The organism is Herbaspirillum sp. WGmk3 (assembly GCF_023952535.1).
GTDB lineage: Bacteria > Pseudomonadota > Gammaproteobacteria > Burkholderiales > Burkholderiaceae_D > Herbaspirillum > Herbaspirillum huttiense.
In genome coordinates this window covers 1-268 of the sequence record NZ_JAKYWT010000071.1, presented here as the reverse complement: position 1 = coordinate 268, position 268 = coordinate 1, and the positions used below count along the sequence as shown (strand labels likewise).

Below are 268 nucleotides of genomic sequence, written 5' to 3'. Positions count from 1 at the left end.
GAACGTCCGAGCAGAAGCGTACTCCTGCTGCGCGCTCTGAATCTTAAGCTCGTCGCCATCGTAGGACTTCTGGAACGACACTACCGTCGCGGCCTTGATGGCTCGCGCTGCGTGGAACGGCATATCCTCCAGCGGAATCTGGCGGATGACGTACAGCTTGACCGGCTGAGTGCCGACTAGGTACTCGCTACGGGAGCGGTCCCACAGGCGGCGCCCGCGAATGACCAGCCAGTTCGGCGAGGACTTAATGTCGAGGCTGATCGTGTCA

Annotated in this window: 1 pseudogene; it reads right to left on the bottom strand. The window is 61.2% G+C overall.

The annotated features are described in order from the left end of the window. Positions 1–268: pseudogene (locus tag MKD49_RS25985) on the bottom strand (hypothetical protein); the annotation flags it as partial.